This window comes from Pedobacter sp. AJM (assembly GCF_002197755.1).
In the GTDB taxonomy this organism is placed as follows: domain Bacteria; phylum Bacteroidota; class Bacteroidia; order Sphingobacteriales; family Sphingobacteriaceae; genus Pedobacter.
The window spans coordinates 54,675-77,991 of the sequence record NZ_NHOT01000004.1; the positions used below are offsets into that span (position 1 = coordinate 54,675).

Sequence of the window (23,317 nt, forward strand, 5' to 3'; positions counted from 1 at the left end):
TTGAATGTTATTTTTGCACAGATGTTTAATCAAAAACGTTCAAAATTAGTGAAAAATATACCATTGATGTATCTTAAAACCATTTTAACATTCATTATTTACTTTGCGCTTGTTAATACAATTGATAATCAGGCAATTGCACAGGGATATAAAATTAAGACAATTGTAATCGATGCAGGACATGGCGGTAAAGATGGCGCCACACATGGCATTTATTCAAAAGAGAAAGATGTTGCCTTGAAAACAGCATTAAATTTAGGAAAGGCACTTCAGGATAGTATTAAAGATATCAAAGTGGTATATACCAGGGAAACTGATGTTTTTATTCCTCTTTATGAACGGATAAATATTGCAAATAATGCAAAAGCTGATCTTTTCATCTCTATTCACTTAAATGATATGCCTGTAAGGGTATCAAGAGTGGTGGATTATTACAAAAAAGTAAAAGGAAGAAGTGTTCCTGTTTACAAAACCATCGCTGCCAAAAGCACTTCAACTAAAGGAACAGAAACATTTGTTTCAGGAACCGGCCGCTTAGGCGAACAGGATGAGGTGATCAAACGGGAGAATGCATCCATGTTCCTGGAAGATAACTATCAGAAAAACTATGAAGGCTTCATTGCCAATACCCCTGAAAATGATATCATGTTATCCCTCATGAAACAAACCAACCGGGATAGAAGTTTAAAGTTTGCATCATTGCTTCAGCAGGAATATGTAAATGCAGGCAGAATCAACCGTGGTGTACAGGAGAAAAGTCTGGCCGTGCTCGCTAGAGCGGCAATGCCTGCCGTATTGACTGAAATTGGTTTTGTCAGTAATCCTGATGAAGAAGACTACATGAATTCACCTGAGGGTCAGAAGGAAATTGTTGATGGTATTATTAAAGCAATTAAAAACTATAAACGCATAGCAGAAACCTCATTCTAATATCCTATAAATGAAGATTAAACGTGCAATAACATCAGTTTTTATCTTAACCCTCTTTTTTGTTCAGGTTTTATTCGCACAGGGATATAAAATCAAAACCATTGTGATCGATCCCGGACACGGCGGAAGAAAACCCGGTGCTTCAGGAAGTTATTCAAAAGAAAAAGATATCGCACTTAAGGTGGCTTTAAAACTAGGCGCAAAACTTCAGGAAGATATGCCTGGGATCAAGGTTATTTATACCCGTACAAAAGATGTGGATGTTGACCTGTACAGGCGTGCTGAAATTGCCAATAACGCAAATGCTGATTTATTTATTTCGGTGCATTGCAATTCCATGCCATCCGGAAATAAACATGTAAAAGGAACAGAAACATTGGTTGCTGGTTCTCACCGGTTGAAAGAACAAGATGCCGCCATCCGGGAAAATGCGGATATTAAGCTGGAAAAAAACTATAAAAGCAAATATGATGGCTATGATCCAAATAAACCCGGAACATTTATTTTAATGTCATTGCTTAAAAACACATTCAGAGATAAAAGCATTAAATTTGCCAAACTGGTGCAAAACAGTTACGTAAACCGTGATAAAAGAGGCAGCAGAGGCGTTAAAGAACAAGGCGTTTTGGTTTTACAGCGTTGCGGAATGCCGGCTATATTAACTGAAGTTGGATTTATTTCCAATCAGGAAGAAGAAAAATACATCAACTCCAGTAGCGGCCAAAGTGAAATTGCCGATTCCATATTGGCTGCTATTAAAAAATACAGGAAAGATGTTGAAGTTGATTAATATTAAATATTATTCAGCTTATTGTTAAAATAATAACAAATACCAAACAAAAACGTTGGTGCAAACATTATGTAATTATAATACCTTTGCATTACAAAAATGATAGCGCTCAGGCAAATGATGAATACAAATCATATTTGCAGCGAATAAATAGAAACACATGAAAATTAAGAACGAAACCAAAGTCGGTATTTTAGCTGCATTCGCCATTGCTTTATTAATTATCGGATATAACTTTTTAAAGGGAAATTCCATATTCTCCAGTGAAACAACCTTGTTTGCAAGATATACCCGTGTAGATGGTTTAACCGTTTCCAAACCCGTTTTAATCAATGGTTATCAGATTGGCCGCGTGGCGAAGCTACAATTAGAACCGGGTGGAACAATCCTGGCTACCTTAAGTATTAATAGCAAATATGATATTCCTGAAAATAGTGTTGCACGGTTAGAAGGTACTGATCTTTTAGGAAGTAAAGCCATCGTAATGTCGCTTGGAAATTCAAAGAAAATTGCTGAAGATGGTTTTACCTTAAATGCCAATGTTGAAAAGGGTTTGATGGAACAGGTTCAACCTGTTCAAAAGAAGGCTGAACTGATCATAGGCAAAATGGATTCGATCCTGAGCAGTGTAAATTCGATATTGAATCCGAATTTTCAGAAAAATGTAGATAAAAGTTTCAATAGTATTGCCGGAACACTTGCTTCATTGGAAACAACCTCTAAAAAGGTTGATGGTCTAGTAGGTTCTGAAAGTGCCCGTATCGAAGCTATTTTTAAAAATGTAGAAGGCATTACAGCAAACCTGAATAATAACAACAAAAAAATCAGTGATATTTTAACCAATATCAATACGGTAACTGATAAGTTTGCAGCAGCTAATTTTAAACAAACCTTAGATAATGCCAATAATGCCATTGCAGATTTGCAAAGTGTGATCTCCGGTATTAAAGATGGCAAAGGCAGTTTAGGTTTATTGTTAAATGATGATAAAATGTATAACAACCTGAATAGTGCTTCAAAAAATCTCGATGAGTTGATGATCGATTTAAAAGCCAATCCTAAGCGTTATGTACATTTCTCTGTATTTGGCGGTGGGAATAAAAAAGATAAGTAATTTGATTTTATAATTTGAAGCCTTGTAATTGATATTGCAAGGCTTTTTTTATGCCTTAATTTTACTTGTGTGCGTGATAAAGGAATGATATAAGAATCATTAATGATAAAAGTATATATTAAAAAGTAAAATACATCAACAGGCAAATCCGCAGCAGAAACTTATTTAACCCGCTAAATTCAAGAACTTTACGATTAAAGCAGACTAAATTTAAAGCTGAAAGGTTCTACCTTCTACTGCTAATTCTGTATTTTCAAAAATGGACTGTGTTTCTTCAAGAAGCATTTGGAGCGTTTTATAACGCGATGAAAAATGGCCGATCAGTAACTTGTTTATCCCATTGATACTGGCTATTTCGCCTGCCTGCTTTGCGGTGGTATGATGGGTTTCATTTGCCCTATCCAGCAGTTCGTGCATAAAGGTAGCTTCATGATACAAGGTATCACATCCCTTGATGGTTGCAAAATAGCTTTCATCATACATGGTATCTGAACAATAAGCATATGATCTTGGTGGCTCAGCAGGTGTTGTAAAGTCTTCGCTTCTTAAAATTTCACCATTAGCCTGCTCTACATCCTTTCCTTTTTTTAAGGCTGCATAGTAAGCCATGGGGATATGTTCAGTTTTTTCCTTGATTAACTTACGCTGTCTTGGTTTTTGCTGAAATATAAATCCGGTAGTTGGAATCCGATGGTTTAATATTACTGTTTTTACAATCAGGTCCTGGTTTTCAAAAATTTGTCTGGACTGATCAGCCTCAATTGGAAAAAATTCGATAGGATACCTTAAGTTGGTATCAGAATATTTAAACTGAATTTCTAAAATCTCCAGAAGTGGTGCAGGAGCAAAAATCTGCATGGGTTTAATCCGGCCATTTAAATGAAGGCTGGAAAGTAAACCAATCAAACCAAAGTAATGGTCGCCATGCAAATGGCTGATAAAAATATGATCGATCCGTGCAGCCTTAAGATTGTATTTGGTCAGCTGCTGCTGGGTGCCTTCTCCGCAATCAATCAGGTAATACTTTTCGTTACAATTCAAAAGTTGTGCAGAAGGATTCCTGTTGAAAACAGGTGTCGCCGAACTACTTCCTAGAATAGTAACTTCAAATTTCATAATGGTATGATATAAAAAACCTCGTAGGTTTTCGTACTACGAGGCTAAATTTTGAATTAAAACGTTGTTTATTTATCGCCTCTGAACTCTTTTTCCAATTCATCCATAAAGATAAAATCGGTCGCTTCTTCTATTGTATTAACAAACGTTACAGATTGAAATATGTTTGACAATTCTATAATCGGTTCGAGCTGATCATTAATACCTGTTACAATAAATAATCCTCCAACCGACTTACAAAGCCTGTCGCCAACCAAAAGGCAGCTTAGATCCTGTGCATCATTGCATTCCTGTACATCGCTTAAGTCGACAATAATATTTTTAAATCCTTCTGCATTAAGCAAATACAATTCAGATTTTACGCCAGGTGCATTATCATTGGTAAATTTAGGCTCTTCTAACTTTAAAGTAACGTATTTATCGTGTTTATCTACTGAAAATTTCATTTCTGTTCTTCTTGTTTTACTAAAGTATAAATTCCATCGATTTTTAGAGTGATTGCAAAGCCTTGATCACATTGGCTTCAATGCGACTGGAAATGGCATCGGCATCAGCTTTTATAAAAGACTCTCCAACAATCTGTTCATAGAGTTCGATATAACGCGCTGATATGGAATTAACTATATCTGGTGTCATTTCCGGAACAGCTTGCCCATCTTTACCCTGAAAACCATTTTCTATTAACCACTTTCTTACAAATTCTTTTGAAAGTTGTTTTTGTGGTTCATCAGCATTTTGACGTTCCTGATATCCATCTGCATAGAAATAGCGTGAAGAATCTGGCGTATGAATTTCATCTATTAGGTAAATAACACCATCCGCCTTACCAAATTCATACTTCGTATCCACTAAAATCAATCCGCTTTTGGCTGCGATTTCAGTTCCCCTTTCATATAATGCGTAGGTATATTTCTCCAATTGTTCATAATCAGAGATAGACACAATTCCTTTGGCTAAAATATCTTCCTTTGAAATATCTTCATCATGCCCTACTGATGCTTTTGTCGTTGGCGTAATAATAGGCTGAGGTAATTTATCGTTTTCTTTCAAACCATCAGGTAGTGAAACACCACATACTGAACGTTTACCCGCACTATACTCCCGCCAGGCATGACCAGCTAAATAACCTCTGATTACCATTTCAACTTTAAAGGGTTCACAAATGCGACCAATAGTCACCATTGGATCTGGAACATCTAAAACCCAGTTTGGAACAATATCATTCGTAGCAGCTAAAAATTTAGCAGCGATTTGATTTAAAACCTGTCCCTTAAAAGGAATGGCTTCAGGCAAAACGACATCAAATGCAGAGATACGATCTGATACCACCATTACCATTAATCTATCGGCTATGGTATACACATCACGTACTTTACCTTTATAGAAATTACTTTGATCTGGAAAATTAAAACGGGTTTCTTTTAGTGCTTTCATGAGGGGATAAAAATAAGTAAAAAAGTCTAAAGTCGGAAAGTCTTTAGTCAAGAGTCAATTTAGACTATAGACTACCGACTCAGGACTCACCTACTGAATATCGCCGTAAGCTTTTAAGATATCTTTCACCAATTTATGGCGAACCACATCCTCTCCGCTTAAATAGATAATATCTATGCCTTTGATGTCTTCCAGGATTCTTAAGCCATTGAACAAGCCGGACATCTGTTTTTTAGGCAAATCTATCTGTGTCACATCACCTGTTACAATAAATTTAGCAGTTGGTCCCATACGTGTTAAAAACATTTTTAACTGCATATCCGTGGCATTCTGTGCCTCATCAAGAATTACAAAACAATTATCTAACGTACGGCCACGCATAAATGCAAGGGGTGCAATTTCTATGGTTCGGTTTTCGATATAGAATTTCAACTTCTCTGCCGGAATCATATCATCCAGCGCATCGTAAAGCGGACGTAAATACGGATCAATTTTTTCTTTTAAATCGCCCGGTAAGAAACCGAGGTTCTCCCCTGCCTCTACGGCAGGGCGTGTTAATATAATGCGTTTAATCTCCTTATTCTTAAGCGCACGAACAGCCAATGCTACTGCGGTATACGTTTTACCCGTTCCTGCCGGACCAATCGCAAATAGGATATCATTTTTAGCAATACTGCTTACCATTCTTCGCTGATTGGCCGTTCTGGCTTTCACTAAAAGACCGTTAGTACCAAAAACAATCACCTCTCCACCTCCGCCGGTTGGCTGTTCTGCATCTTTTTTTGCTACACCATTGGCCTTTGCGCCTAATATGGTTTCCACATCATTATTGGTTAGTGAACTATATTTTTCCAGGTGTGCCACCAGCTGACTGAATTTTTCTTCGAAGGCCTTAAGTTCCTGTTCATCACCGAGAACCTTAATTTCACTTCCTCTTGCCACCAGCTTTAACTTAGCGAAGGCACTTTTAATCATTTCGTAATTCTCATTATTTGCTCCCCAGAAGTGAGCAGGATTTACGGTATCCAGAGTTAATTTTAATTCGTTCAAACTATAGTATTTTAAAAAGTTATCGGGGTATATTAATTAAAATTTGAATATTTGCAGACGCTTAGGCCTCTACGCAAGAATAAGCAATAATAATGAATTTTTAATGGGGATAATTACTTTAACAACAGATTTAGGTTCGAAAGATTTTTACCAGAGTGCCCTTAAAGGTAGCCTGCTAAGTCTTATGCCTAATGTTAATTTAGTTGATATTACCCATGAAGTTCCTGCTTTCAATATTTCATATGCAGCATTTGTTTTAAAGAATGCTTATCCATATTTCCCAAAGAACACTGTACATTTAATAGGGATTGATTCCGTTTACAGTGAAAACACTAAATACATTGCTATCAGGCACCGTGATCATTATTTTGTAGGGGCAGATAATGGTATCTTTTCTTTGCTTTTTGATGATATACCTGAGGATGTGGTAGAACTGAATATTATGCAGGATTTAAAATATCTTCATTTTCCCCTGGTTGATATTTTTGTTAAAGCGGCCACGCATCTGGCTAAAGGTGGCAGGTTAAAGGATATTGGTTTACCTGTAGCTCAAATTGAACAGAAAATGCTGCTTCACCCTGTAATTGAACGGGATATTATTCGTGGAAGTGTGGTTTACATTGATACATTCTGCAATGTAATTACCAATATCACAAAAGATCTTTTTACACGCATCCAGAAAAACCGTGATTTCACCTTATATTTCCGCAAGAGTGAAACCATTACACAATTGAGCTGGCATTATAATGAAGTGCAGGAAGGTGAAAAACTTTGCTTGTTCGGCATCAGTAACCATTTAGAAATTGCCATCAACAAAGGTAAAGCCAGTGGCTTATTGGGCCTGCACCTGGGCGATATTGTAAGGGTTGAGTTTCATTCTTAAAAAAAGCTAAGCTGAAAGCTGTACCTGATTTCATAATCTAATTCCACACTTTCTATCTTTCAGTGGCAAATAAAACAACTTCCACTGTTTTCACGTTTATATCTCATGAAAAAATATTTTTATCTGCTTGTCGTCCTATCCGTAAGTTTTCAAACTTACGCCCAGCAGGATACCACGGCTTATGCTGCTCAACGGGTTAAAGTAAATGCTTTACTGGCAGAGCGAAGTGCAAAATTCGGACAATATGATGAGAGCTTAAACCAACGAACCGGAATATTTGGCTGGCAAACCAAAAAGGATATCAAAAATTCCAATGAAATTCTTCGTGAGGTGGTGTTAACAGATAATAATATCTTTAAGGAATTAAAAGTATTAATGGAATATAAAGACCTGCAGAATCAACAAAAGGTTGCGGCTGCAGATCACTCTCAAGAAAGGATTGAGGGTTATATGAAAACCATTAAAAAGCTACAGGATCAGAATGAAATACTTCAAAAAGAATCGAACAAAAATAATTACGGAATATCTACTTACATTATTATCCTGCTGATTCTAATCCTAGTATCTATGTTTTATTTTTATAATAAGAAGATTCAAAAATATGAAAAAGGCAATATTTAAAACTTTAGCAAAGATAAACAAGGTAGTTTTACCAAGTTTGTTTAAAAAAGATCCAAATAGGCTTACCACTTTTCAGAAAGCAATATTAGGTTATCGTTATTGGGTATTAACGAATGCTTTGGATTAATCAAAATATCATGTTAAGCCTGTCGAAACACAGTTGTCTTTCGACAGGCTAAGGATGAAAAATTTATTACTTCTTAAAATGCTCAATTATCAAAGTCGCCAATTCGGTACCGATACGTTCCTGCGCTTCATTGGTTGATGCACCAATATGCGGTGTTAAAGAAATTTTAGGATGTGTTAAAATCTCTGCCAAAGGTGTTGGTTCATTATTAAAAACATCTAAACCTGCAAAAGCAACTTTACCTGAATTTAAAGCTTCAATCAGCGCCGGTTCATCAATAGTTCCTCCACGTGAACAATTTACTATCCCCACACCATTTTTCATTTTAGCAAACTCCTCTGCGCCCAAAATAGGTTGATCAGCAAAAGGCGTATGCAAACTAAAAAAATCACTTCCGGCAATTACTTCATCAAAAGAAACGGTTTGGATGGGAATGCTCACTGATTGCCCTCCCTGAAATTCCAAAGTTATTTCAGATGAAGAGGGATATAAATCATAGGCCAGTACTTTCATGCCTAATCCTAAAGCCACTTTAGCCGTTGCACGACCAATACGACCGAAACCAATGATCCCAATGGTTTTTCCACTTAGTTCAGTCCCTTTAGCATAAGCTTTTTTAAGATTATTAAATTCTGTAGAGCCATTAACTGGCATTTTACGGTTAGCATCCTGTAAGAACCTGATCCCCGTAAATAAATGAGAGAAAACCAATTCTGCTACTGACAATGATGAGGCAGCAGGTGTATTTACCACCGCAACACCTTGACTACGTGCGTATTCCACATCAATATTATCCATACCAACGCCTCCTCTACCAATCAATTTGATATTCGGAACGGCATCAATTAATTCTTTTCTGACTTTTGTGGCACTACGTACCGTAATGGCATCATAATTTTTTAAAGCTTCCGCCAACTGATCCTGTGGAATGGTTTCTGTATCTACCTGGAAACCTGCTTTTTCTAATAGTTCTTTACCGATAGGATCTATTCCATCGTTTGCTAGTATCTTAATCATTGTTATTTATGATTGCACAGATTACCAGGATTACACTGATAATCTGTGATTATAATTTTAATTAATTTGCTTTCGCTTGTTTTTCTTCAAAAGTTTGCATGGCATCAATTAGGGCATGTACACTTGTAATAGGCAATGCATTGTACATTGATGCCCGGAAACCGCCAACGCTTCTGTGACCTTTAATACCTACGATGCCCTGTTCTTCTGCAAATTTCAGGAATGGTTTTTCCAATTCAGCATTTTCCATCACAAAACAAATATTCATCCTGGAACGGTCTTCAACTGCACAGGTTCCTTTAAATAAAGGATTGCGGTCAATTTCCCGGTAAAGTGCCTCAGCTTTTTGCTTGTTTTCTTTTTCAATTTCAGCTACACCACCTTTAGATTTTAACCAGCGAAGATTAAGCAAAGCCACGTAGATAGAGAAAACAGGAGGGGTATTATACATGGAATCATTATCAATATGAGACTGATAATTAAGCATTGATGGCACTTTGCGTCCTGTTTTACCTAAAATTTCATCTTTTACAATCGCGATAGTTAAACCTGCAGGACCAATATTTTTTTGTGCTCCGGCGTAAATTAAATCGAATTTTGAAACATCAATAACGCGGCTCATAATATCTGATGACATATCGCAAACCACAGGAACCTTCGTTTCAGGAACGTCGAAAAGCTCTGTTCCATAAATGGTGTTGTTAGAGGTATAATGGAAATAAGCACTATCAGCAGGGATTTCGTAATCTTTCGGAATGAATGTATAGTTTGCATCTTTTGAGGAAGCCACAACATTTACATTTCCTACGAATTTAGCTTCCTTTAAGGCTTTAGTAGCCCAAACGCCCGAATCTAAATAACTGGCCGTTTGTCCATCACCCAATAAATTCATGGGAACCATTGCAAACTGCAAACTCGCGCCGCCTTGTAAAAATAAAACGGAATAACCCGATGGCACGTTCAGTAACTCTTTCACCAATTTTCCAGCTTCAGCAACAACGGCCTCAAACTCGGTTGTTCTGTGTGAAATTTCTAAAATTGATAATCCATCGTTAAAATCTAAAACTGCCTGTGCAGCTTGTTTAAACACTTCTTGAGGTAAAATACAAGGGCCTGCGCCAAAATTATGCTTCATCTTATTATATAATGTTTTATGGCCGTAAATGTAAAATTTTTAAAGGAGTTATGTCCATAAAATCGTATCATAAAAAATTAAATATTGTTAAAAAATGTGGCCATATTGATGATTTTATTAACGTTTTTGCAATTATATAAAATGGTAAATAGTGGTGTATTAACAATTTGAAAAGGAAAGCAGTCTCAGTTGAGTTAAAGCAATCCCGCCATATGCTATAATCTTTTACAAAGATTAGCGCAGCTGACAAAAAAGCAACTTCAGCCTGCTAAAAACAGTTGTTTCATCGTTTGCCGGAGATTTTACTCAACATGAACTTAATTTAAAATTGCTACAAATAAAAGGTATTTCTGCTCCTTCTTTAAATTAATCAGATCCGATATTATCAGGATTTCTACAATATTTAATGCTGTTTTTTAAGTTTTATTTTTCAGCTTCACAATCAACTTCAAATTAAACTGCCTTCCGGTTAAATAGTTCGGAATTGCATATTGTACATTATCAACATCATTCAACCACAGGTAAGATGCGGTATTGTTAATATTTAACATGTTAAAAATTTCAAAAAACAGGATCACCGAACTAAAATTCTGATCTAAAAATTTAGGCTTATGTATGGCAACATCATCTAGAAAATCTTTAGAAAAACCGATATCTAAACGCTTGTATGAGGGAATAAAAAATTTATCAAGATATTTTGGTGTTTGTGGCGGTCCGATGAGTAAACGCGAACCATACATTGCAGTTAAATGCACTTTATAGGTTGGGCTGTTTAATAACCGATCCTGGAAGAAAATGGAAAAATTCAGTCTTTGGTCGGTAGGGCGTTTCATATATCCGGGATAAATGATTTGTCCGTTCTGTATATAACGATCTCCGATAATATCTTCGCTGGCCTGTATGATCGACATCCGGAAATAGGAAATTAAATCTTTTACAAATTCACCTCCAACACTAAAATCAGCACCATAAGCATATCCTTTTGATACTTCATTAGCCAAATACCTGATTCTTAAATTATCAATTTTATAAGGAATTAACCGATCCGAATACTTGAAGTATGCTTCGGAAGTAAACTTTAAACGAGCCCCAAAGGCATCAAATGCATAGTCATACCCAAGTGATGTATTATAAGAACTTTGTGCTTTCTGGCTGGTATTCAGTTCCCCGAAAAAATCCCGGAGTGTACGGTATGAAGGTGGTTGTTTATATACACCTGCGGCAAACCTCAGGATTTTGTTGTTGGAATTTGGCCGGTAGGCGATTAACATTCTCGGGCTGATGATCAATTGACCGCTTAAGGTATTGTATGCAGCACGGGTGCCTAACTGTAACTCTGCATAGTTTGAAAGAGAATAACTATCCTGAATATAAGCGCTATAATTTTTTATACTGATATTATTTTCTGCCTTAACTATATTATTGAAAGCCTTATTATTCGCGTTTAGCTGAATGATGCCTGATGAATCAGTATAACTGTATTCATTTAGTTGATCTTTATAATGCGACTGATCCAGCTTTAAACCCCAGGAAAATAAATGGTTATTAAAGTTTTGATCAACCTTAAGCTCAGTAGCAAAAATCTGCGTATTCAGGTTATTTTTTCCGTAGTTATAATAAACTCCTGTGCTTTTATTCTGCTCCGAGTGATTAAAAATTCCCTGGCCAGTTTTACCAAAAACATAGTTGCTCGTAATATCAAACTGTTCCCGCTCGATGGTATTAAAGTAACTATTGATTAATTTAATCACCAGATTGGGTTGTGGGGCATAGGTTGCCGTAACTGCGGTACCAAATGTCTGATAGTCATCAATTTCCTGGCCTGTATATTCCATATCCAGTCGAAGGGCTGTGTTCAATGTTCCAAACTGGGTTTCACGGTTGGTAGGTAAAAGTTTAAACCGGCCCATATTTAAATTACCTAAAACACTGATGCTTAATTTTGGAGAAAACTCATATTGATACAGGAGTTGTACATCGGCAAAGTGAGGACTGTAACTCCCTTTTTCATCTTGCTTAGTCAGCACACTTGAATTATTTTTATACCGAAAACCTGCTAGGAAAAAACTCCTTTTAAAAATCCGTTTCGTTGCTAATGAGGTATTTAGAAAACTGGCGCTCAGCATGGTCTGGTTACTATCAGGCTTATCATACCTGATGTCCAAAACTGAAGAAAGTTTATCTCCGTACCTGGCTTCAAATCCACCAGCAGAAAACTTAGCCTTACTCACCAGTTCGGCATGAATAGCGCTCAAGCCCTCCTGCTGCCCGTTACGAATTAAAACAGGCCTGTTAATTTCTATATCATTGATATATATTAAATTTTCATCAAAATTACCCCCCCGCACACTGTATTGCGCACTTAATTCATTATTGGTAGAAACGCCCGGCAAAGTTTTTAATATCGTTTCAAAATTACCTGAAACCATTGGCATAGAAGTTACATCGGCGATATTGATGGTGGTGGTATTGCTGAGCTGATTTTGTTTGTTTGTGATATTTACCTGCTCCAGCTCATTAATATTGGCAAACAGGTTTATATCTTGTGTTAGCCGTACACCTGAATGTGTATTAAACTTTAAAACCTGTGGCAAATAGCCCAAGAGGGAATATTTAATGCTAAATGATTCTGATTTTGAATAGACAGTATACTTGCCCGATTCGTCGGTAACTGTTGATTGCGCCTGTCCCAATACAATAACCGTAACCTGCGATAAAGGCAATTTACGCTCATTATAAACAACCCCTGAGACCCTTACTAAAGGCTGTGCAACTGCAATGCCGCAACAAGCCATTAACATTAAAAGGGTTAGCCTAATCTGGAGCATTTTTTAGTATCAAGATGAAATTATCAGACATTGGAAATTTCGAGCGATCAACCTGACCAAAGCCAAAGGCATGCTTAAACGCTTAAACTATTTTGCGTCAGACTTTTCATTTTAGAAATGGTTTCCTTAGGATTATCTGTAGCAAAAATTGCATTTCCGGCCACGAAAGCATTAGCACCTGCTAATACTAATGTAGCAATATTTTGTAAACCTACGCCACCATCAACCTCAATAATTAAATCTTCGTTAATGCCTTGAATCAATTGTTTTAAATAACTGATTTTTTTGTAAGTATTATGGATAAATTGCTGTCCGCCAAAACCCGGGTTTACTGACATGATCAATACCAAATCCAGGTCTTCAATAACATCCTGCAACAAAGTAACCGGTGTATGGGGATTTATAGCCACGCCAGCCTTACAGCCCGATGCCTTTATCAATTGAATAGTTCGGTGTAAATGTGTACAAGCCTCATAATGAACCGTTATCCGGTCTGCACCAGCAGCTGCAAATTCCTGTACATATTTATCTGGATCGACGATCATCAGATGAACATCTAAAGGTTTAGTTGCATGCTTTTTAACTGCAGCCATGACCGGAAAACCGAAAGAAATATTTGGCACAAAAACACCATCCATTACATCCACATGAAACCAGTTGGCCTCACTTTGATTAATCATTTCGATATCACGTTGTAAATTGCCAAAATCTGCAGAAAGTATGGATGGGGCGATGATGTATTTCATTTCTTTTATATTTCCTTCATTGCGAGACACGGAGCAATGACTATTTGTTAATACGATTTACTAAGATGCAAGTTACAAAAGAACTGTGAAAGTTTTTTAGTCCGAAAGATTGAAATTAACATTATATAAATAAAAAAGCCCTTTCAGTAAAACTGAAAGGGCTCATATATCTCCCGAAATCTGACTATAGACTTCGGACTTTTTGCTATGCTTGTGGCGCAGCTGGTTTCTCTGGTCTTGGCAATAAAACCTTACGTGAAAGTTTCATTTTACCTTGTTTATCGATATCCAATAACTTAACCTCGATCTTATCACCTTCTTTCAATACACCATCCATAGTCTCTAAACGCTCCCATGAAATTTCAGAGATGTGTAATAACCCATCTTTACCTGGCATCACTTCAACGAAAGCACCGAATGGCATGATCGATTTTACTTTACCCTGGTAAACTTCACCAATTTCTGGTTTAGCCACGATGTTACGGATACGGGTAACAGCTGAATCGATAGCTGCTTTATTATCAGCAAAAATTTCTACGATTCCTTTACCATCAACTTCTTCGATAGAGATGGAAGCGCCGGTTTCGCGTTGCATTTCCTGAATGATTTTTCCTCCAGGGCCGATAATTGCACCGATAAATTCTTTCTCAATAGTTAAAGAAACGATACGTGGCGCATGTGGTTTATAATCTTCATTCGGCTGACTGATGGTTTTTTTCATCTCATTTAAGATGTGTAAACGACCTTCTTTAGCCTGCAATAAAGCTTTAGTTAAAACTTCATAAGATAAACCATTGATTTTCAAATCCATCTGACAAGCAACAATACCATTCTCAGTACCGGTTACTTTAAAGTCCATATCTCCCAAGTGATCTTCATCACCTAAAATATCAGAAAGGATGGCATATTTACCAGTTTTTTCATCAGTGATTAAACCCATTGCAATACCGGAAACCGGAGATTTGATTTTAATACCTGCATCCATCAATGCTAGTGTACCAGCACAAACAGTTGCCATTGATGATGAACCATTTGATTCTAAAATATCAGAAACGATACGGATGGTATATGGATTGGCATCACCCTGTGGCAATACTTTTTTCAATGAACGTTGCGCTAAGGCACCGTGACCAATTTCACGACGACCAGCACCTCTGTTCGGTCTAACCTCACCTGTTGAGAAACCCGGGAAGTTATAGTGCAATAAGAATTTCTGGTAACCATTGAAGAAAGCACCATCAATCATTTGCTCATCATCTTTACTACCTAAAGTAACTGATGTTAATGATTGGGTTTCGCCACGGGTAAACACCGCCGAACCGTGAGCAGCAGGTAAATAACCAACTTCACTCCAGATCGGACGAATTTCTGTCGTTTTACGACCGTCTAAACGAATACCTTCATCTAATAACAGATTTCTAATCGCATCGTACTGCACATCATGGTAATAATGTTTAGCCATTGCTTTGGTTAAATCTGCAGTATCTTCTGGCATCGCCTCGAAAAACTCATTGATAATCGCTGTAAAGCCAACTTTACGCTCATCTTTATTTGAACCGGATTTCGCTACTGCATAAACCTTATCATAAGTATCAGCAAAAACCTTAGCCCTTAAATCAGCATCATGGTCTTCATGGCTATATTCACGTTTTACAGTTTTACCTGTTGCTTCAGTTAATTCAACCTGAATCGCACATTGAACTTTAATGGCAGCATGTGCAAATTTTAAAGCTTCAACCATTTCATCTTCCTGAATTTCATCGCACTCACCTTCAACCATACCGATATCGTTTGCAGAACCTGCAACCATGAATTCTAATGTGGCACGTTCTAAATCACTTGCATATGGATTGATCACCAATTTGCCGTCAATTTTAGCTACACGTACTTCAGAAATCGGACCGTTAAAAGGAATATCTGATACAGCTAATGCAGCTGAAGCAGCTAAACCGGCTAAACAATCAGGAAGGATATTTTTATCAGCAGAAATTAATGAAATCATCACTTGCGTATCAGAGTGATAATCAGAAGGGAACATAGGGCGTAAAGCTCTGTCTACCAAACGGGAAATTAAAACCTCATAATCTGATAACCTTGCTTCACGGCGTAAAAATCCACCTGGAATGCGGCCGGTAGCCGCATATTTTTCCTGATAATCAACTGATAATGGTAAGAAATCAGTTCCTGGTTTAGCACCTACAGTTGATACTACTGTTGCTAACAACATGGTATCGCCCATTTTCACTACTACCGAACCATCAGCTTGTTTGGCTAATTTACCAGTTTCAATTTCAATTGTTCTGCCATCGCCCAAATCGAACGATTTTTTTATTACATTCATTTAATTAGAATTGTGGTGTGTTTTCCTCTTTCTACACACCGTTGTTTATATATGTTTTTGTTTTTGCAAACGAAGATAAGATTAAAAAACCCTATCTATAATAAATCCCGTCAAAATATTTAACAGGAAAGTAAAAAAGCCATTCTAGAGAATGGCTTTTAATGATAAAATTACGCTTATTTTTGTTTAATGATATCACGAAGCGATAAAGCTTTGATGATAGCACGATAGCGCTCAATATCTTTTTTGTATAAGTAAGCCAAAATACCGCGGCGTTTACCTACCAATTTTTGAAGTGACAACTGGGTAGAGAAATCTTTACGATTTTTCTTTAAGTGTTCTGTTAAGTGCGCAATACGGTATGTAAACAACGCTACCTGACCTTCAGCAGAACCCGTGTTGGTTTCTACTTCGCCGTGTGTTTTGAAAATTTCGGCTTTCTTTTCTGAACTTAAATACATTCTTGAATAATATTAAAGTGTATAAAATTAATTAATAATGCCGCAAAGATAAAGATTTTTTACATAGTAGCAAAGCATTGTTTAATTGCTGGATCGTTAAATCATTTCAAAAGTAACGCTATTTCTTAGTTTGTTACTTCAGTGCCACCCTCCCTGCAATATTTTTGCCTGTCTTAGTTCATTTGTCATATTTGCGAGGAGGAATAACGAAGCCATCTCATTCTGAAATTGCGGCAAAAGGATTTCCGCTAAATCGGGTTTAGAAAAATAAGATTATGCAAAAAACTTAGTTTTTCTTATTAATACGCTCCAGTTCTAAAACATCTAATTGATCTTTCGGTCTATTCGTAGCGCGTTTGTTATCAAGGAGATGGTTATAATGAAGAAATCTGGCTTTAATCCCATTTATTTCATCCACAGTTGCCATTTGAAAATATTCATCAAAATTATCTTTATCCAATCCGGGAATATCTGTCATTAAATCTGCATACATCCCATCATCCATCATCACTTCGTAATATCGCTCAATAATCGGAACATCAATAACATGTCGTATTTGCCATAACCCATTTTATCCAGTGCATAAATTAAGTTTTGCCTGTTTTCTTTTGTATCTTTTAAATATATCCAGGTCTCCTGTAGTACGGTTATAATCATAACGGTTTACAGCAAAGCCACCTATAATTAAATAATGTAAATCAAACTGTTGAAAAGTTGCCAACAGCAAAAGCATTTCTGGGTTTTCTTTATCAAAAGACATATACGGAAATTATATGGCTGGCTTACGAATGACCAGGCCTTTGCCTTGAGGAGATTTTAAAGGCCTACTGCCATTCATAACCATTGAAATGTGATTGAGATGCAACACGCTAAGAAAACGTTGCTCCGGAGTATGACTTAAATAAACACTTTCACGCTCTTCCGCAATTATTTCGCGAGGAGTTGAAATATCATATAAAGTTAGCTTTCCCATTTCATATCAAAAATACGAAAAAGAAACTAATACTTTACATTGGAACGGTTATTTAATACTTTTGTACAAAACACTTTTACCCTTGGAAAAGAATCAATTCAGCATTTTCGAAAGCGAACTTCGCGTACGCCCTGACGACATAGACATGTTTAACCATGTGCATAACAGCAAATACCTGGATTATGTATTGGCAGCCCGTTATGAGCAAATGGAAAAGTTTTATGGAATGCCTTGGGAGCACTTCACTAAACAAGGTTTAGGCTGGGTAGTTAGCCATGTAGACATTAACTTTAAACGCCCACTTTTGATGAATGATTTAATGTTGATCAGAACAGGCATATTAACGATGCATGATAAAGGTTGTGCTGTTCAGTTCGAAATTATCAATAAAAAAACGGGCAAAGTTGCATCCGATGGAATTTTCGATTATGTCTTAATTGATTTAAACACCAGTCGTGGAACAAAAGTGACTGAAGAAATGATTAAAGCGTATAGTATTTAGTTGGGCGTCAGAAGACCGAGGTCCGAAGATTTAGTGTTTCACAAATATATCCTGAGCCTCAAACCTAATCCAGCATTCTCAACTCAATGATATAATTCCATGTTTTCAGTGGTTCTGTGGCAATAAATTCATCAAACTACTAAAAATCAACCATTAAAATTTGACAGACAGGAAATTTATTTATCTTTGCCTTATCAAAAAGAACAGAACCATGATAGTATCTGCGATCCGTTTGAGGTTTTAGTTAACCGAGGATTTCCCTCCCATTTAAAATTCACGAATATACGCTTAGCCGCGTTTCATTCATTTATTCATTACATTTTATATTATTACATATGTCACAGTCAATAAAGACACGGGGCAAACTATCTTCCTTTTTTGAGGTATTAGTACAATCCTTAAAGGGAAATGAAGTGGATCTAACCTCAATCAGTATAAAACGGGCAATTATTTTATTAGCCATTCCAATGATGCTGGAAATGGCCATGGAATCTATATTCGCTTTAGTTGATTTATATTTTGTAGGTCACCTGGAAAACAGCAGCCATGCTATACAAACAGTAGGCCTAACTGAATCCGTTCTGACCATCATTTATTCTTTAGCAATAGGTTTAAGCATGGCTGCTACAGCAGTAGTATCACGAAGAATCGGCGAGAAAAATCCGGAAGCTGCAGCTCAGGCCGGAATACAAACCATAATTATAGCGGTGGCTGTAAATATTTTAATCAGCATTGCCGGATTGATTTATGCAAGGGATATTCTTTTGCTCATGGGTGCATCTGCCGAAACTGCTGATCATGGTACAACTTTTATCCGCATCATGATGGGGGGAAGCATCATCATTGTTTTGTTGTTCTTAATCAATGGTATTTTCAGAGGTGCTGGAAATGCTGCCATCGCCATGCGCAGTTTATGGATCGCCAATATTGCCAACATCATCCTCTGCCCTGTTTTTATTAATGGATTTGGTCCTATTCCGGCGTTTGGATTAACAGGTGCAGCCATTGCCACAACCATTGGTCGTGGTTTAGGCGTAACCTATCAGGTATACAATTTATTCAATGGTAAAAACGCTTTGAAGATCAGAATCAGTCATTTCATTCCTGATTTCGAACAAATCAAGGCCATTGTAAAAATAGCTGCCCCTGCTATCTTCCAGTTTGTTATAGCAAGCTGCAGCTGGGTATTTTTAGCAGAATTAGTGGCCACAACTGGCGGAGATGAAGGATCAGCTGGCTATCAGACCGCACTGAGATTAATGATGTTTTTCTTATTACCAGCCTGGGGATTGAGTAATGCTGCCGCCACTTTAGTTGGCCAGAACCTGGGTGCTGGTCATATCGATCGCGCTGAAAAATCTGTTTATCAAACCATGAAATACATTCTGGTTTTTATGGTGGTGGTAAGTGTACTTTTCCTAACCTGCGGTCATTTATTCGCTGCGTTTTTCACATCGGATGAAAAGGTTATTGATATGGCCAGCAGGGCACTAAGGATTTTAAGTATCGGTTTTGTTATATATGGGATGGGAATGGTGCTGACCAGTGCTTTCAATGGTGCAGGCGATACCTGGACACCTACTAAAATTAATATTTTTGCATTCTGGCTGTTCCAGATTCCGTTTGCATACTTCCTTGCTAAATACCTGGATATGGGGCCAACAGGTGTTTTTATAGCCATCCCCACCGCTGAAATTGGTATTGCAATTGCCGCTTTTATTCTATTCAAAAAAGGTAAATGGAAGAAAACGATGGTTTAAAATCAACTTAACCACCAATAAAACCAGCCACCGAAACATGGATTGCACAGAAAACAAAAAAAGGATAACTGCTCTGAGCTACATAAACCTGATGAAGTATATTGCGTTTTTTTCATCAGGAGCAGCAAAAGCAGGACGACCTTCACTTAAAACTACTGAATTTGCTTTTCAAATATTTAAAAAACCAGCCATTTTTCCATCTTACAAATTCCATTAAAAACTATATCTTTGCGCAAAGATGAAGCATATACGTAATTTTTGCATTATTGCACATATCGACCATGGTAAGAGTACTTTGGCTGATAGGTTATTAGAATATACAGCGACGATTTCGCAGCGTGAAGCGCAGGCGCAATTGCTCGACAATATGGATTTGGAGCGCGAGCGGGGCATTACGATTAAAAGTCATGCCATACAAATGAATTATAAAGTTGGAGATATTGAATATAACTTCAACCTGATTGATACCCCCGGACATGTCGATTTTTCGTATGAAGTTTCGCGTTCAATTGCGGCATGCGAAGGTGCTTTGCTTATTGTTGATGCTTCTCAGGGTATTCAGGCACAAACCATTTCGAACCTATACCTGGCTTTAGAGCATGACCTTGAAATCATCCCGATTTTAAATAAAATGGATTTACCAGGTGCCATGCCAGAAGAGGTTAAAGACCAGATTATTGATTTAATTGGTTGTAAACGTGAGGATATTATTCCCGCATCCGGCAAAACTGGTATGGGTATTCCTGATATTATTCAAGCCATTGTAGACCGGGTTCCAGCACCTGTCGGTGATCCGGAAGCGCCACTCCAAGCATTGATTTTCGATTCTGTTTTTAACTCATTCAGAGGGATTATCGCCTATTACAAAGTAGTTAACGGTGAGATTAAAAAAGGAGATAAAGTAAAATTTATTAACACAGGCAAGGAATACCTGGCTGATGAAGTGGGTATTTTAAAACTGGATATGGCGCCACGTAACGTGGTCAAAACAGGCGATGTGGGTTATATTATCTCAGGAATCAAAGAAGCCCGTGAAGTGAAGGTTGGAGATACCATTACCACTGTTGCAAGACCATCGTTAGATGCTATTCAGGGTTTTGAAGAGGTTAAACCAATGGTTTTTGCGGGTATTTATCCTGTTGACACTGATGAATTTGAAGAACTTCGCGAAGCGATGCACAAGTTACAGTTGAATGATGCCTCTATTGTTTTCGAACCGGAAAGTTCAGCAGCTTTAGGCTTTGGTTTCCGTTGCGGATTCCTGGGCATGCTGCACATGGAGATTATCCAGGAACGTTTGGAGCGTGAATTCGATATGACCGTAATCACTACGGTTCCTAACGTATCTTACATCGCGCACACCACTAAAGGCGATGAAATTATTGTTAACAACCCTTCCGACTTACCAGATCCAAGTAAACTGGATTCAGTTGAAGAACCTTATATCAAAGCCAATATCATTACCAAAGCTGAATTTGTAGGGCCTGTAATGTCGCTTTGTATACAGAAACGTGGTATTATCGTGAACCAGTCTTACCTGACATCTGATCGGGTAGAGCTTATTTTTGAGATGCCAATGGGTGAGATTGTATTCGATTTCTATGATAAACTGAAAACAATTTCTAAAGGTTATGCTTCTTTCGACTACCACCAGACCGGTTACCGTAAATCAGATTTGGTTCGTTTAGATATGTTATTGAATGATGAACCGGTTGACGCTTTATCATCTTTGATCCACCGCAGTAATGCTTACGATTTCGGAAAGAAAATCTGCGAGAAACTGAGAGAATTAATTCCGCGTCAGCAGTTTGAAATTAAAATTCAGGCATCTATCGGTGCTAAAGTAATCGCACGCGAAACGCTTAGTGCTTTGCGTAAAGATGTAACTGCTAAATGTTATGGTGGCGATATTTCACGTAAACGTAAGTTGTTAGAAAAACAGAAAAAAGGTAAAAAACGCATGCGCCAGGTTGGAAATGTAGAAATTCCACAAACGGCGTTTATGGCAGTTTTGAAATTGGATTAAAATAGATTTGAGATATTAGATTTGAGATTTGAGATGATAACCGTCTAATCTCAAATCTAATATCCAGTGTCTCACATCTCATAAGAATGAAATTATTAGACGGTAAATACGTATCAGAAAAAGTTAAAGTTCAGATTGCAGAAGAGGCTGCAGAATTTTTAAATAAAAGCGGACGCAAACCTCATTTGGTCGCTATCTTAGTTGGTAACGACGGTGGAAGCGAGACCTATGTAGCTAGTAAGATGAAAAACTGTGAAAAGGTAGGTTTTAAATCTTCACTTCACCGATACGATACCTCGGTGACAGAAGCTGAATTGCTGGCAAAAATTGAAGAAATTAATCAGGATGAGGATGTGGACGGGTTAATTGTTCAATTACCTTTACCAAAGCATATAGATCCTGAAAAAGTTACCGAAAAAATTGACCATAGAAAAGATGTGGATGGCTTCCACCCTGTTAATCTGGGTAGAATGATGCGTAATTTACCGTGCTTTATCCCGGCAACGCCTTATGGCATTTTATTGATGCTGCAGGAATATAACATTGACACCACCGGGATGCATTGCGTTGTGGTCGGTAGAAGTAATATTGTAGGCAGTCCGATGAGTATTTTAATGGCGCGTAATGCTAATCCCGGAAATTGCACCGTAACACTCACACACTCCCGTACAAAAGATTTGAAGGAGCAGGTTTTACAGGCAGATATCATCATCGCAGCCATTGGTAAAAAGAACTTCATCACTGCTGATATGGTGAAACCAGGTGCAATTATCATTGATGTGGGTATTAACCGTGAAACGTCTACAGAAACAAAATCAGGCTTTAAGCTTTATGGTGATGTAGATTTTGAAAATATAGCGCCGATTTCATCTTACATCACGCCTGTTCCAGGTGGCGTTGGTTTAATGACAATTGTTGGCTTACTGAAAAATACACTCGCCTCAGCAAGGAAAGAAATCTATAACTAGGTAGAGGCTATAAAGGTTGAGGGAGTAAGGTAAAATCTCATCATTATAAAATCACAAAGGCAATTCAAACATTTGAGTTGCCTTTTTTACGTGTAAATACTTTTTATTATACGTAAAGCAATTATATTTGTTCGTAAACATGATGTTATGGATTCGAAACTTACCTTAAGCTTTAACCGGGATGTGGTTACAAAAGCTAAAAAATATGCTGCTGATCATAACATTAGCTTATCCCGCTTAATTGAGCATTTACTAATCCAAGTTACATCCGGTGATTATAAATCCCTTGAAGATTAGTCCATTTCTGAGTGGGTAAGTATGGTTGCAGAGGGAGAAGTAGAATATAAAAAAACAGTAAAAGCTAGCCGAAAGGCATCAAAAGATGAATTCTTTTCTTCTAAAAAGTAATTGATGAAGATATTTTTAGATGCAAATGTGCTTATTTCCGTTTTAAATAAAGAGTACCCGCTTTTTACATATTCTTCGAGGATTTTG

At 37.2% G+C, this 23,317-nt stretch carries 22 protein-coding genes; 10 read left to right on the forward strand and 12 right to left on the reverse strand.

The genetic code is table 11. From position 1 onward, the window contains the following. Window positions 1–21: 21 nt before the first annotated feature. From CBW18_RS11155 to CBW18_RS11165, 3 genes are all read left to right on the forward strand, one after another. Entirely contained in the window at window positions 22–930 is a 909-nt protein-coding gene (locus CBW18_RS11155) for an N-acetylmuramoyl-L-alanine amidase (RefSeq protein WP_253249016.1), read from the forward strand. A gap of 10 nt (window positions 931–940) precedes the next feature. Next, window positions 941–1,720, forward strand: coding sequence for an N-acetylmuramoyl-L-alanine amidase (locus CBW18_RS11160; RefSeq protein WP_088301421.1), 780 nt, complete (start codon window positions 941–943; stop codon window positions 1,718–1,720). A 160-nt stretch (window positions 1,721–1,880) separates the two neighbouring features. Beyond that, entirely contained in the window at window positions 1,881–2,834 is a 954-nt protein-coding gene (locus CBW18_RS11165) for an MlaD family protein (protein ID WP_088301422.1), read from the forward strand. A gap of 210 nt (window positions 2,835–3,044) precedes the next feature. Here the strand turns inward: CBW18_RS11165 and CBW18_RS11170 are convergent, their stop codons facing one another. The 4 genes from CBW18_RS11170 to CBW18_RS11185 all read right to left on the reverse strand — a co-directional run bounded on the left by CBW18_RS11170 (window position 3,045) and on the right by CBW18_RS11185 (window position 6,434). Further along, entirely contained in the window at window positions 3,045–3,950 is a 906-nt protein-coding gene (locus CBW18_RS11170) for a ribonuclease Z (protein ID WP_088301423.1), read from the reverse strand. Window positions 3,951–4,018: 68 nt separating this feature from the next. Beyond that, window positions 4,019–4,396, reverse strand: a complete 378-nt coding sequence (locus CBW18_RS11175) for an STAS domain-containing protein (protein WP_088301424.1) — start codon at window positions 4,394–4,396, stop codon at window positions 4,019–4,021. Window positions 4,397–4,439: 43 nt separating this feature from the next. Continuing rightward, window positions 4,440–5,384: a phosphoribosylaminoimidazolesuccinocarboxamide synthase gene (locus CBW18_RS11180; RefSeq protein WP_088301425.1), complete on the reverse strand. Its 945-nt coding sequence runs from the start codon at window positions 5,382–5,384 to the stop codon at window positions 4,440–4,442. A gap of 90 nt (window positions 5,385–5,474) precedes the next feature. Further along, entirely contained in the window at window positions 5,475–6,434 is a 960-nt protein-coding gene (locus CBW18_RS11185; protein ID WP_088301426.1) for a PhoH family protein, read from the reverse strand. 103 nt (window positions 6,435–6,537) lie between these two features. On the opposite strand from CBW18_RS11185, the gene CBW18_RS11190 reads away from it, so the two are divergent. Next, window positions 6,538–7,317, forward strand: coding sequence for an S-adenosyl-l-methionine hydroxide adenosyltransferase family protein (locus CBW18_RS11190; RefSeq protein WP_088301427.1), 780 nt, complete (start codon window positions 6,538–6,540; stop codon window positions 7,315–7,317). A 105-nt stretch (window positions 7,318–7,422) separates the two neighbouring features. Then, window positions 7,423–7,938 carry a hypothetical protein gene (locus CBW18_RS11195; protein ID WP_088301428.1) on the forward strand — a complete coding sequence of 172 codons (516 nt, stop codon included), beginning with the start codon at window positions 7,423–7,425 and terminating at the stop codon, window positions 7,936–7,938. A 193-nt stretch (window positions 7,939–8,131) separates the two neighbouring features. On the opposite strand, the gene CBW18_RS11200 is transcribed toward CBW18_RS11195, so the two are convergent. From CBW18_RS11200 to CBW18_RS11235, 8 genes are all read right to left on the reverse strand, one after another. Continuing rightward, entirely contained in the window at window positions 8,132–9,082 is a 951-nt protein-coding gene (locus tag CBW18_RS11200; RefSeq protein WP_172406502.1) for a D-2-hydroxyacid dehydrogenase, read from the reverse strand. 61 nt (window positions 9,083–9,143) lie between these two features. After that, complete coding sequence (serC, locus tag CBW18_RS11205; protein WP_088301429.1) at window positions 9,144–10,217, reverse strand: 3-phosphoserine/phosphohydroxythreonine transaminase; 1,074 nt, start codon at window positions 10,215–10,217, stop codon at window positions 9,144–9,146. 416 nt (window positions 10,218–10,633) lie between these two features. After that, window positions 10,634–13,045, reverse strand: coding sequence for a TonB-dependent receptor (locus tag CBW18_RS11210; RefSeq protein ID WP_088301430.1), 2,412 nt, complete (start codon window positions 13,043–13,045; stop codon window positions 10,634–10,636). Between the two features lie 74 nt (window positions 13,046–13,119). Then, window positions 13,120–13,791, reverse strand: a complete 672-nt coding sequence (gene rpe, locus CBW18_RS11215; protein ID WP_172406503.1) for a ribulose-phosphate 3-epimerase — start codon at window positions 13,789–13,791, stop codon at window positions 13,120–13,122. A gap of 205 nt (window positions 13,792–13,996) precedes the next feature. Next, complete coding sequence (gene pnp / locus CBW18_RS11220; protein WP_088301431.1) at window positions 13,997–16,132, reverse strand: polyribonucleotide nucleotidyltransferase; 2,136 nt, start codon at window positions 16,130–16,132, stop codon at window positions 13,997–13,999. A 176-nt stretch (window positions 16,133–16,308) separates the two neighbouring features. After that, window positions 16,309–16,593 (reverse strand): 30S ribosomal protein S15, encoded by a 285-nt coding sequence (gene rpsO, locus CBW18_RS11225; RefSeq protein WP_029285581.1) that lies wholly within the window; start codon window positions 16,591–16,593, stop codon window positions 16,309–16,311. Between the two features lie 286 nt (window positions 16,594–16,879). Continuing rightward, the gene (locus tag CBW18_RS11230) at window positions 16,880–17,101 is read right to left on the reverse strand and encodes a hypothetical protein (protein ID WP_088301432.1); all 222 of its coding nucleotides are present in this window, start codon (window positions 17,099–17,101) and stop codon (window positions 16,880–16,882) included. Window positions 17,102–17,164: 63 nt separating this feature from the next. Further along, window positions 17,165–17,353, reverse strand: a complete 189-nt coding sequence (locus CBW18_RS11235; protein ID WP_088301433.1) for a hypothetical protein — start codon at window positions 17,351–17,353, stop codon at window positions 17,165–17,167. 295 nt (window positions 17,354–17,648) lie between these two features. On the opposite strand from CBW18_RS11235, the gene CBW18_RS11245 reads away from it, so the two are divergent. From CBW18_RS11245 to CBW18_RS21565, 5 genes are all read left to right on the forward strand, one after another. Beyond that, the gene (locus tag CBW18_RS11245; RefSeq protein ID WP_088301559.1) at window positions 17,649–18,068 is read left to right on the forward strand and encodes a thioesterase family protein; all 420 of its coding nucleotides are present in this window, start codon (window positions 17,649–17,651) and stop codon (window positions 18,066–18,068) included. A 335-nt stretch (window positions 18,069–18,403) separates the two neighbouring features. Beyond that, the gene (locus CBW18_RS11250) at window positions 18,404–19,828 is read left to right on the forward strand and encodes an MATE family efflux transporter (RefSeq protein ID WP_088301435.1); all 1,425 of its coding nucleotides are present in this window, start codon (window positions 18,404–18,406) and stop codon (window positions 19,826–19,828) included. A gap of 238 nt (window positions 19,829–20,066) precedes the next feature. Continuing rightward, window positions 20,067–21,854 carry a translation elongation factor 4 gene (lepA, locus tag CBW18_RS11260; RefSeq protein ID WP_088301437.1) on the forward strand — a complete coding sequence of 596 codons (1,788 nt, stop codon included), beginning with the start codon at window positions 20,067–20,069 and terminating at the stop codon, window positions 21,852–21,854. Between the two features lie 86 nt (window positions 21,855–21,940). Beyond that, entirely contained in the window at window positions 21,941–22,822 is an 882-nt protein-coding gene (locus CBW18_RS11265; RefSeq protein ID WP_088301438.1) for a bifunctional 5,10-methylenetetrahydrofolate dehydrogenase/5,10-methenyltetrahydrofolate cyclohydrolase, read from the forward strand. A 147-nt stretch (window positions 22,823–22,969) separates the two neighbouring features. After that, window positions 22,970–23,119 (forward strand): DUF6364 family protein, encoded by a 150-nt coding sequence (locus CBW18_RS21565; protein ID WP_216359227.1) that lies wholly within the window; start codon window positions 22,970–22,972, stop codon window positions 23,117–23,119. Window positions 23,120–23,317 lie beyond the last annotated feature (198 nt).

Excerpts from the sequence above, each read along its gene's own strand:
- CBW18_RS11165 (WP_088301422.1), top strand. The coding sequence starts at position 1,881 with ATGAAAATTAAGAACGAAACCAAAGTCGGTATTTTAGCTGCATTCGCC.
- CBW18_RS11250 (WP_088301435.1), top strand. The coding sequence starts at position 18,404 with ATGTCACAGTCAATAAAGACACGGGGCAAACTATCTTCCTTTTTTGAG.
- CBW18_RS11180 (WP_088301425.1), bottom strand. The coding sequence starts at position 5,384 with ATGAAAGCACTAAAAGAAACCCGTTTTAATTTTCCAGATCAAAGTAAT.
- CBW18_RS11235 (WP_088301433.1), bottom strand. The coding sequence starts at position 17,353 with ATGTCTTTTGATAAAGAAAACCCAGAAATGCTTTTGCTGTTGGCAACT.
- CBW18_RS11195 (WP_088301428.1), top strand. The coding sequence starts at position 7,423 with ATGAAAAAATATTTTTATCTGCTTGTCGTCCTATCCGTAAGTTTTCAA.
- CBW18_RS11230 (WP_088301432.1), bottom strand. The coding sequence starts at position 17,101 with ATGATGGATGATGGGATGTATGCAGATTTAATGACAGATATTCCCGGA.
- rpe (WP_172406503.1), bottom strand. The coding sequence starts at position 13,791 with ATGAAATACATCATCGCCCCATCCATACTTTCTGCAGATTTTGGCAAT.
- CBW18_RS11200 (WP_172406502.1), bottom strand. The coding sequence starts at position 9,082 with ATGATTAAGATACTAGCAAACGATGGAATAGATCCTATCGGTAAAGAA.
- CBW18_RS11170 (WP_088301423.1), bottom strand. The coding sequence starts at position 3,950 with ATGAAATTTGAAGTTACTATTCTAGGAAGTAGTTCGGCGACACCTGTT.
- rpsO (WP_029285581.1), bottom strand. The coding sequence starts at position 16,593 with ATGTATTTAAGTTCAGAAAAGAAAGCCGAAATTTTCAAAACACACGGC.
- CBW18_RS11155 (WP_253249016.1), top strand. The coding sequence starts at position 22 with ATGTTTAATCAAAAACGTTCAAAATTAGTGAAAAATATACCATTGATG.
- CBW18_RS21565 (WP_216359227.1), top strand. The coding sequence starts at position 22,970 with ATGGATTCGAAACTTACCTTAAGCTTTAACCGGGATGTGGTTACAAAA.
- CBW18_RS11175 (WP_088301424.1), bottom strand. The coding sequence starts at position 4,396 with ATGAAATTTTCAGTAGATAAACACGATAAATACGTTACTTTAAAGTTA.
- serC (WP_088301429.1), bottom strand. The coding sequence starts at position 10,217 with ATGAAGCATAATTTTGGCGCAGGCCCTTGTATTTTACCTCAAGAAGTG.
- pnp (WP_088301431.1), bottom strand. The coding sequence starts at position 16,132 with ATGAATGTAATAAAAAAATCGTTCGATTTGGGCGATGGCAGAACAATT.
- CBW18_RS11210 (WP_088301430.1), bottom strand. The coding sequence starts at position 13,045 with ATGCTCCAGATTAGGCTAACCCTTTTAATGTTAATGGCTTGTTGCGGC.
- lepA (WP_088301437.1), top strand. The coding sequence starts at position 20,067 with ATGAAGCATATACGTAATTTTTGCATTATTGCACATATCGACCATGGT.
- CBW18_RS11160 (WP_088301421.1), top strand. The coding sequence starts at position 941 with ATGAAGATTAAACGTGCAATAACATCAGTTTTTATCTTAACCCTCTTT.
- CBW18_RS11190 (WP_088301427.1), top strand. The coding sequence starts at position 6,538 with ATGGGGATAATTACTTTAACAACAGATTTAGGTTCGAAAGATTTTTAC.
- CBW18_RS11265 (WP_088301438.1), top strand. The coding sequence starts at position 21,941 with ATGAAATTATTAGACGGTAAATACGTATCAGAAAAAGTTAAAGTTCAG.